Annotated in this window: 7 protein-coding genes and 2 tRNA genes; 1 reads left to right on the forward strand and 8 read right to left on the reverse strand. The window is 69.5% G+C overall.

Annotated features, from left to right (window positions below; all coding sequences use genetic code 11):
• Positions 1 to 111: 111 nt before the first annotated feature.
• The 8 genes from AB1460_RS18535 to AB1460_RS18570 all read right to left on the reverse strand — a co-directional run bounded on the left by AB1460_RS18535 (position 112) and on the right by AB1460_RS18570 (position 8837).
• Positions 112 to 1143, reverse strand: coding sequence for a rod shape-determining protein (locus AB1460_RS18535; protein ID WP_020462738.1), 1032 nt, complete (start codon positions 1141 to 1143; stop codon positions 112 to 114).
• Between the two features lie 561 nt (positions 1144 to 1704).
• Entirely contained in the window at positions 1705 to 2118 is a 414-nt protein-coding gene (gene ndk / locus AB1460_RS18540) for a nucleoside-diphosphate kinase (RefSeq protein WP_018634853.1), read from the reverse strand.
• Between the two features lie 209 nt (positions 2119 to 2327).
• Entirely contained in the window at positions 2328 to 3677 is a 1350-nt protein-coding gene (locus AB1460_RS18545; RefSeq protein ID WP_368962818.1) for a bifunctional folylpolyglutamate synthase/dihydrofolate synthase, read from the reverse strand.
• A 100-nt stretch (positions 3678 to 3777) separates the two neighbouring features.
• On the reverse strand, positions 3778 to 5070 hold the full coding sequence (clpX, locus tag AB1460_RS18550) for an ATP-dependent Clp protease ATP-binding subunit ClpX (protein WP_018634851.1): 1293 nt from the start codon (positions 5068 to 5070) through the stop codon (positions 3778 to 3780).
• Positions 5071 to 5555: 485 nt separating this feature from the next.
• A complete protein-coding gene (locus tag AB1460_RS18555) occupies positions 5556 to 6200 on the reverse strand; it encodes an ATP-dependent Clp protease proteolytic subunit (RefSeq protein WP_018634850.1) in 645 nt (214 codons plus the stop codon).
• A gap of 62 nt (positions 6201 to 6262) precedes the next feature.
• Positions 6263 to 6904 (reverse strand): ATP-dependent Clp protease proteolytic subunit, encoded by a 642-nt coding sequence (locus AB1460_RS18560; RefSeq protein ID WP_026310572.1) that lies wholly within the window; start codon positions 6902 to 6904, stop codon positions 6263 to 6265.
• A gap of 308 nt (positions 6905 to 7212) precedes the next feature.
• Positions 7213 to 8709 (reverse strand): trigger factor, encoded by a 1497-nt coding sequence (gene tig / locus AB1460_RS18565; protein WP_368962819.1) that lies wholly within the window; start codon positions 8707 to 8709, stop codon positions 7213 to 7215.
• Between the two features lie 55 nt (positions 8710 to 8764).
• Positions 8765 to 8837: transfer RNA gene (locus tag AB1460_RS18570), tRNA-Pro, on the reverse strand.
• 48 nt (positions 8838 to 8885) lie between these two features.
• On the opposite strand from AB1460_RS18570, the gene AB1460_RS18575 reads away from it, so the two are divergent.
• Positions 8886 to 8956: transfer RNA gene (locus tag AB1460_RS18575), tRNA-Gly, on the forward strand.
• The last annotated feature ends 78 nt before the right edge of the window (positions 8957 to 9034 follow it).

A 9034-nucleotide genomic window follows, 5' to 3' on the forward strand; every position in this document is an offset into this window, starting at 1 on the left:
GCCGGGCCCAGCACTGCCACCGCCCACCACTCGCCGACCACCGGCCACCGGGCTGCCGCGGGCCGGCGAGCACCCCCGTTCACGGAACGCCCACCGGCCCGGGCCCGCGGGTCAGCGCTTCGGTTCGGAGATCAGAACCTGCTGCAGGGCCTCGAACTCCTCGACGCACTTGCCCGACCCCATCGCCACCGAGTGCAGCGGGTTCTCCGCGATGTGGATCGGCATGCCGGTCTCGTGCCGCAGCCGTTCGTCCAGCCCACGCAGCAGCGCGCCGCCGCCGGTCAGGACGATGCCGCGGTCCATGATGTCGCCGGACAGCTCCGGCGGGCACCGGTCGAGGGTCACCTTGACCGCGTCGATCACCGCGTTCACCGGCTCCTCGATCGCCTTGCGGATCTCCTCGGCGGTCACCACGATCGTCTTGGGCAGCCCCGTGACGAGGTCGCGGCCGCGGATCTCCGCACTCGGCTCGTCCGGGATCTTGTGCGCCGAGCCGATCGCCATCTTGATCTCCTCGGCGGTCCGCTCGCCGAGCATCAGCGAGTACTCCTTCTTGACGTAGGAGATGATCGCCGTGTCCAGCTCGTCACCGGCGGTGCGGATCGACTGGCTCGTGACGATGCCACCGAGCGAGATGACCGCGACCTCCGTCGTGCCGCCGCCGATGTCGACGACCATGTTGCCGGTCGGCTCGTGCACGGGCAGGCCCGCGCCGATCGCCGCCGCCATCGGCTCCTCGATGATGTAGACCTTGCGCGCGCCCGCCTGGTAGCCGGCGTCCTTGACAGCCCGCTGCTCCACACCGGTGATGCCGGACGGAACACACACCACCAGCCGGGGCTTGGCGAAGTGCCTGCGGCGGTGCACCTTCTGGATGAAGTAGCGCAGCATCCGCTCCGTCGTCTCGAAGTCGGCGATGACGCCGTCCTTCAACGGGCGGACCGCCACGACATTGCCCGGGGTGCGGCCGATCATCCTCTTCGCGTCGGTTCCGACCGCGAGGATTCCGGAGGTGGTCGTGTTGATCGCGACCACACTGGGCTCGTTGAGAACGATGCCCCTGCCACGGACGTAGACGAGCGTGTTGGCGGTACCGAGGTCGACGGCCATGTCACGACCGAGGAACGACAGCGAACTGGACATCGTCGGGTGCCGGCCTTCCCGAGGGGCGCGAGAGGGGACAAGTCCGGACGGCGCGCGCGAGCGGCACCGACCGGCTCATCCCCGACCAACGCGCGAAACACGTACAGAGTTCGTCGAGCGGGCGGGACGGCCCGGATGCGCCTCGCGTGGAAACGTTCGCCACAACCGACTGGGAGGACGGTCACGGCGACCTGTCGGGCACGCTCCGGGCAGTTGAAAGCGTAGACCGCCCCCGGCGGCGTCGCCGGGCCGACCGGGAAGCGTGTCACCCCATGCGAAGCGGGGCGCGCACGGCACGCCGGCCGAATCCGCACCGGCCGTGGACGCAAGCCCACGAGAAGGCGCTCCGGTACCGATCGGGCGACCGGGCCTGGACGCCGACCACCCCAGGTGGGGACGGAGTACCCGCCACCATCCGGGCGGCGCGGGCCCCGCCGGGCCGAGGCGGCGCGGCGGCGCCGCCATCGGCCCTGGACTCACCCTGCGTGGCGCCGGTCGACCACCCGCATCAGGTGAGGCCGGCGGCCTGGCAGCGGGCGAGACGGCCGGCCTGCCGGCCGGTCAGCTCAGGCCGGGGAAGAACAGGTCGATCTCACGCTTGGCCGACTCCGGCGAGTCCGACCCGTGGACCAGGTTCTCGCCGATCTCCAGGGCGAAGTCGCCCCGCAGCGAGCCGGGAGCGGCCTTCACCGGGTCGGTGGCGCCGATGAGGCCGCGCGCCGCCTCCGTCGCACGCGGACCCTCGGCGACCAGCGCGACCAGCGGGCCGGAGGTGATGAAGTCGACCAGCTCGCCAAAGAACGGCTTGCTGGAGTGCTCGCCGTAGTGGGTCTCGGCAACCGAGCGCTCGAGCGTGCGCAGCTGCAGAGCCACGATCTTCAGCCCCTTGCGCTCGAGGCGGCCGATGACCTCACCGACGAGGCCGCGGCTGACGCCATCGGGCTTGACCAGGATGAGGGTGCGCTCGGCGGACACGGGACTCCTTCAGACTCGTTTCGTCATCTTCGACGCGGGCGGGCGACCGGTCCCTCGCGCGGCGAGGGCGACCGGGTTGGCCCTGGGCAAACTTACAGGGTCAGCGATCGTGCCCGGTGCGGGCACTCCCCCGACCCACCCGTCGGAGTGCCCGCGGTGGCCGCACGGACGGAGCGATCAACAGCGGCGCAAACAAGCAGCGCAGCGGGTCAACGGCGGAGGAGGTGGCGGGCCTCGCCGACGGTCACCAGCGAGCCGGTGACCAGGACACCGGTCCCGCCAAGCTCGCCCTCCTCCTCGGCAAGCCGAACGGCGGCCTCCAGCGCGTCGTCAAGCCGGGGGGCGACCTCGACCCGGTCCGGGTCGAAGATGTCCACGGCGACCGCGGCCAGGTCGTCCGCGCCCATGGCCCGTGGCGAGCTGCTCTGCGTGATCACAATGCTGCTCAGGACGGGCTCCAGCGCGGCGAGGATGCCCTCCGCGTCCTTGTCGCTCAGCATCCCGACGACACCGACCAGCGTGTCGAAGCCGAACGCCTCGCCGACGGCCGCGGCCAGGGCCTGGGCACCGGCGACGTTGTGCGCACCGTCCAGCACGATGGTCGGCGAACGCCGTACCACCTCCAGCCGCCCGGGCGAGTCGGCCTGCGCGAAACCGGCGAGGACGGCGTCGGCGTCCAGCTGGTTCTGCCCGCCGCCGAGGAACGCCTCGACCGCGGCCAGGGCCACCGCCGCGTTGTGCGCCTGGTGCACGCCGTGCAGGGGCAGGAAGACCTCCTCGTAGGTCCCGCCCAGGGCGCGCAGGGTCAGCATCTGGCCACCGACGGCCGGACGCCGGCCGACCACTCCGAACTCCAGACCCTCGCGGGCCACGGTCGCACCGACCTCGGAGGCCCGACGCAGCAGCACCTCCGCGGCCGGCAGCGTCTGCTGGGCCAGTACGACGAGTGCGTCGGGCCGGATGATCCCGGCCTTCTCCGCGGCGACGGCCTCGACGGTGGAGCCCAGCTCCGGGTGGTCCAGCGAGACGGGGGTGATCACCGAGACACCGGCGTCGACGACGTTCGTGGCGTCCCAGGTACCGCCCATGCCGACCTCGATGACGCCGACGTCGACCGGTGCGTCCGCGAAGGCGGCGAAGGCCATCGCGGTGAGCAGTTCGAAGAAGGTCACCCGATCGGGATGCCGGGTGTCGATCAGCTCGGCGTACGGGATCACGTCGTCGTAGGCCCGGGCGAACACCTCCGCGCTGGCGGGGGCACCGTTGATGCTGATCCGCTCGGTGACGGTCTCCAGATGCGGCGAGGTGTACCGGCCCGGCCGCAGGCCGAACGCCCGCAGCAGCGCGTCGATCATCCGAGCGGTGGACGTCTTGCCGTTCGTGCCGGTGATGTGGATCGTCGGGAACGACTGCTCGGGATGGCCCAGCAGGTCGACGAGGTCCCGCATCCGTTCCAGGTCGGGAAGCATCCGGTGCGGGAACCGACCGGCGAGCGCCTTCTCCACTCGGGCGAGGCCGGCGACGTCGTCCGGCGTGCTCCCCGTGCGTGCGTCTGTCACGAGGCCGAGGTTATGGCATCAGCGGACGGGCCCCGCGGCGGCGATCGCCATGGGGCCCGAACCGGTCCAGATCGTGCGGCCATCGCGCCGGCCGCGGGCGTCAGGCTGACTTCTCCTGGCGTGGTGTGCGCTTGGACGCCGCGACGTCCCGAGGGACCAGCGTGGGGTTGACGTGCTCCAACACGACCTCGCGGGTGATCACCGCACGGGCGACGTCCTTGCGGCTCGGGATGTCGTACATCACCGAGAGCAGGACCTCCTCCATGATCGCCCGCAGGCCGCGGGCTCCCGTCCCGCGCAGGATCGCCTGGTCGGCGATGGCCTCGAGGGCGTCGGTGGTGAAGTCGAGGTCGACACCGTCCAGCTCGAACAGCCGCTTGTACTGGCGAACCAGTGCGTTCTTCGGCTCGGTGAGGATCCGGATCAGCGCCTCGCGGTCCAGGTTGGACACGCTGGTGATGATCGGCAGACGGCCGATGAACTCCGGGATCATCCCGTACTTGAGCAGGTCCTCCGGCATGATGTCGCCGAAGACGTTCGAGGAGTCCGGGTCGTCCTTGCCGTGCAGCACGGCGCGGAAGCCGAGCGACTTCTTCCCGATGCGGGATTCGATGATGCGGTCGAGCCCGGCAAACGCCCCGCCCACGATGAACAGCACGTTCGTCGTGTCGATCTGGATGAACTCCTGATGCGGGTGTTTCCGGCCGCCCTGCGGCGGCACGCTCGCGGTGGTTCCCTCGAGAATCTTCAGCAGCGCCTGCTGCACGCCCTCACCCGAGACGTCCCGCGTGATGCTGGGGTTCTCCGACTTTCGGGCGATCTTGTCGACCTCGTCGATGTAGATGATGCCCGTCTCGGCCTTTTTGACGTCGTAGTCGGCGGCCTGGATGAGTTTGAGAAGAATGTTCTCAACATCCTCGCCGACATAGCCGGCCTCGGTGAGAGCCGTGGCGTCCGCGATGGCGAACGGCACATTGAGCATCCGGGCCAGGGTCTGGGCGAGGAGTGTCTTGCCGCATCCGGTCGGACCGAGCAGGAGAATGTTGCTCTTGGCGAGCTCGACCTCGCTCTTCGCAGCGTCACCGCCGGACGCGCCGCCCGCCTGCACCCGCTTGTAGTGGTTGTAGACGGCCACCGAGAGCGTCTTCTTCGCCGTCTCCTGGCCCACCACGTACCCGTCGAGGAACTCGTAGATCTCCCGGGGCTTGGGGAGTTCCTCCCACTTCAGCTCCGAGGACTCGGAGAGCTCCTCCTCGATGATCTCGTTGCAGAGATCGATGCACTCATCGCAGATGTAGACGCCTGGGCCGGCGATCAGCTTCTTCACCTGCTTCTGCGACTTACCGCAGAAGGAGCACTTGAGCAGGTCACCGCCATCACCGATGCGTGCCACCGAGGACTCAGTCCCTTCGTCCAGACGATGGTGTCGCCTGCGTGTCGGGGGCGGTGCACACCGCCCGGTCGTCGCGTGTCTGCCTCTATCCGTCCCCGTGGGGACGGTACCCCGCGGGGACGTCCCGTGAGAGCCCAATCGATGGGCTCATACCGGTCAGCCTACGGTCATCAGGCCCGTCCCCGCTCGTCCACACAGCCCGTTCAGCGCTACAGCCGGCCCGGGTGTCCGATATGAGAGGTGGTGATGCCAGCCCGTCGCATCCGACCCGCCACCGATGAGCCTGACGGACCCGCTGACAGGCACTCGGAGACCACAGCCTGGCCTGTCCGCAGCCCGTCGACCGGGCTTGCCAGGCCGGTCCGGGCACCCGTGTCGGGGCGTCCGGACCCACCGGGCTCCAGTGCTTCCGCCGGCAGCTCCCGAGGTGCTCTCGCCGAGATCCGGCCGCAGCCGCTCCACTGCCCGGAAGGTGCCAGGCTCGGTCAGCGCGAGGCGGCGAGCCGCGAGGACTTCCGGGTCTTGATGACCTCGTCGATGATGCCGTACTCCTTGGCCTCGTCGGAGCTGAGGATCTTGTCGCGCTCGATGTCCTTGCGGACGTCCTCCTCGTTGCGGCCGGTGTGCTCGGCGAGCATCCGCTCCAGCAGCGTGCGCATCCGCAGGATCTCGCGCGCCTGGATCTCGATGTCGCTCGACTGGCCCTCACCCTGCGCCGACGGCTGGTGGATGAGGATCCGGCTGTTCTGCAGCGCGAACCGCTTGCCGGGTGTGCCCGCCGCCAGCAGCACCGCTGCCGCGGACGCCGCCTGGCCCATGCAGATCGTCTGGATGTCCGGCCGCACGAACTGCATCGTGTCGTAGATGGCGGTCAGCGAGGTGAACGATCCACCCGGCGAGTTGATGTAGATCGAGATGTCCCGGTCCGGGTCCTCGGACTCCAGGAACAGCAGCTGCGCCATCACGTCGTTCGCGGACGTGTCGTCGATCGGCGCGCCGAGGAAGACGATCCGCTCCTTGAGGAGCTTCGAGTACGGGTCCATCCCGTACTCACCGCGGGACGTCTTCTCGATGATGTTGGGGAGGACGTAACGGCTCTGCGTTCCGTAGTAGCCCTGTGATCCGTGCATGGTGACTGCCTCCGAGGAGAGCGGGTGACGAGGGTCGGGACGGCTCGCGGCCGCGGCGGACGTCAGCTCACCGGGCCTTCGCTGGGAACCTGGCGGGCCCGCTGGACGACGTGGTCCACGAAGCCGTAGTCCTTCGCTTCCTCCGCGGTGAACCAGCGGTCGCGGTCGGAGTCGCGCTCGATCTGCTCGACGGGCTGACCGGTGTGGAACGCGATGCGCTCCTGCATCATCCGCTTCGTGTAGAGCATCTGCTCGGCCTGGATCGCGATGTCGGAGGCCGTGCCGCCGATGCCGCCGGAGGGCTGGTGCATCATGATCCGCGCGTGCGGCAGCGAGTAGCGCTTGCCCGGCGCGCCCGCGCAGAGCAGGAACTGCCCCATCGACGCGGCCAGGCCGAGGGACACCGTGGCGACGTCGTTCTCGACGTACTGCATCGTGTCGTAGATCGCCATACCGGCGCTGACCGAGCCGCCGGGCGAGTTGATGTACAGGAAGATGTCCCGGTTGGGGTCCTCGGCGTTGAGCAGCAGCAGCTGCGCGCAGATCGCGTTGGCGATCGAGTCCTCCACCACCGAGCCCAGGAAGATGATCCGCTCACGGAGCAGACGGTTGAACACCTGCTCGTCGAAGCCGGGGCCGCTCTGTCCGGGAGAACGGAGACTCGGGCCCGGGACAGCCAGGCGAGGGGCGGCGATGTCACTCACGGTCGGATCCTCGGCTTCCTTTGGCGGCATCTGATTGACCGGCTCGACACTATCTGTGACCCGAGCCGGTTCCGGTGCTTCTCCTTCGATGTTCGCGCTGGGCGTGAGGCTGGGCCAGTCCGGCATCGGCGCCTGGCCGGTCGCGGCCCGGGAGGCGCCCCGCCCGCGCCGGGCCGACAGCGTGCCTCCCGGTGTCCACCAGTGGCCCCCGGACACGCGGACGGCCTCCGGAGCCAAGGCCCACAGGGCCAGCCTCCGGAGGCCGTCCAGACGACATCCGCACGCCCGGCACCTGCCGGGCCACACCGCTACTTCGCGTCGGACCCCGGTGCGGCGTCCGCCGCCGACGTGTCCTCCGCGGCAGCCGACTCCGCTGCCACCTCGGCCGCGTCATCGCCCTGCGACACCGTCGCGGAGCCACCGATCGCCAGCTCCTCGGCGTCCAGCTCGTCCGAGATGTCCTCGACGTCGTCCTCGGCGTCAGCCGCCGGACGGCGCGGCAGGTTCAGCTCGACCGGGTTGCCCTCGGTATCCGCAACCTTCGCGTTCTCCAACAGCAGGAAGAGCGCCTTCGTACGGAGCACATCCGCCATCAGCGCCGTCAGGCCCTCGCCCTGCGCCAGCTGCTGGGCGTACTGGTCCGGCTGCACACCGGCCCGCTGCGCCCGCATCAGGATCTGCTCCATCAGCTCACCCTGGTCCAGCCCGATCGACTCGGCGTCGATCACCGCGTCCAGGATGAACTGCGAACGGATGGCCTTGTCCGCGGACTTCCGGACCTCGGCGTCGAACTCCTCCTCCGACTGGCCGAGCGTCTCCAGGTACGTGGCCCGATCCGTACCGATGTGCTCCAGCTCGTGGCCCAGCCGGTGCTCCCGCGCCTCCAGCTCACCCGCCAGCACCGACTCCGGCACCGGCACCTCGACGAGCTCCACCAGCTTGTCCAACAGCTTGTCGCGGGCCTCGCCGAGCTGCTCGGCCTTCCGGCTCGTCTCGAGCCGCCCCCGGACGTCGGTCCGCAGCTCCTCCAGCGTGTCGAACTCGCTCGCCGTGGTCGCGAAGTCGTCGTCGAGCGCCGGGAGCTCCTTCTCCTTCACCCCACGGACGACAGCCGTCACCTGTGCCGTCCGCCCGGCGTACTCGCCGGCCATCAGCTCGGTGTCGAACGTGCGCTCGTCGCCGTCCGCGGCGCCGGTGATCGCCTCGTCGATGCCGTCGATCAGGTTGCCGCTGCCCACCTCGTAGGACATCCCGGTCGCGGTCGCATCCTCGATCGCCTCACCGTCGACCGACGCCGACAGGTCCAGTGAGACGAAGTCGCCCTCCTGCACCGGACGCTCCACCGGCTTCAGCACGGCAAACCGGTCACGCAGCGTGCCGAGGTACTCGTCGACCTTCTCATCCGACACGACAGCCGGCTCGACGACCAGTTCCAGATCACCAAACTCCGGCAGTGTCACCTGCGGACGGACATCCACCTCGGCGGTGAACACGAGCTGCGACCCGTCGGCGAACTCGGTGATGTCCACCTCCGGTCGCGACAGGACATCCACCTCCTCGGCCTGCACAGCCTCCGAGTAGAACTGCGGCAGCGCCTCCTGGATCGCCTCGTCGAGGATCACGCCCCGCCCCAGGCGCTGGTCAAGGATGCGCGGCGGCACCTTGCCCGGGCGGAAACCGCTGACACGCACCTGGCGCGCCAGCTTGCGATAGGTGGCATCGACGGACGGCTTGAGCTCGTCGAAGGGCACCTCGACAGTGAGCTTGACCCGGGTCGGACTGAGGGTCTCCTTGGTGGCCTTCACGGCGCGGCGGTCTCCTGGTACGACGTTGGACGGGGTGACGCGCCGAGAGTATCGGTCGGGGCGGGGAGACTCGAACTCCCGATCTCCTGCACCCAAAGCAGGCGCGCTGGCCACTACGCTACGCCCCGAGGCGTTGCTTCCACATCCTACGGGGTAAGCTCGTCCCGATCACCAACGCGGGTGTAGCTCAATGGCAGAGCCCCAGCCTTCCAAGCTGACCATGCGGGTTCGATTCCCGTCACCCGCTCGCGGCGGGATTCGTGTGCCCAACGGGGTTGGGCGGGGGCCCGTTATGTCGTTGGGGGGGCGGTGCCCCCCCAACGAC

This window comes from Parafrankia sp. FMc2 (assembly GCF_041008525.1).
GTDB lineage: Bacteria > Actinomycetota > Actinomycetes > Frankiales > Frankiaceae > Parafrankia.

Coding starts and splice junctions, on each gene's coding strand:
- AB1460_RS18535 (WP_020462738.1), bottom strand. CDS start 1,143: ATGTCCAGTTCGCTGTCGTTCCTCGGTCGTGACATGGCCGTCGACCTC.
- AB1460_RS18555 (WP_018634850.1), bottom strand. CDS start 6,200: ATGCACGGATCACAGGGCTACTACGGAACGCAGAGCCGTTACGTCCTC.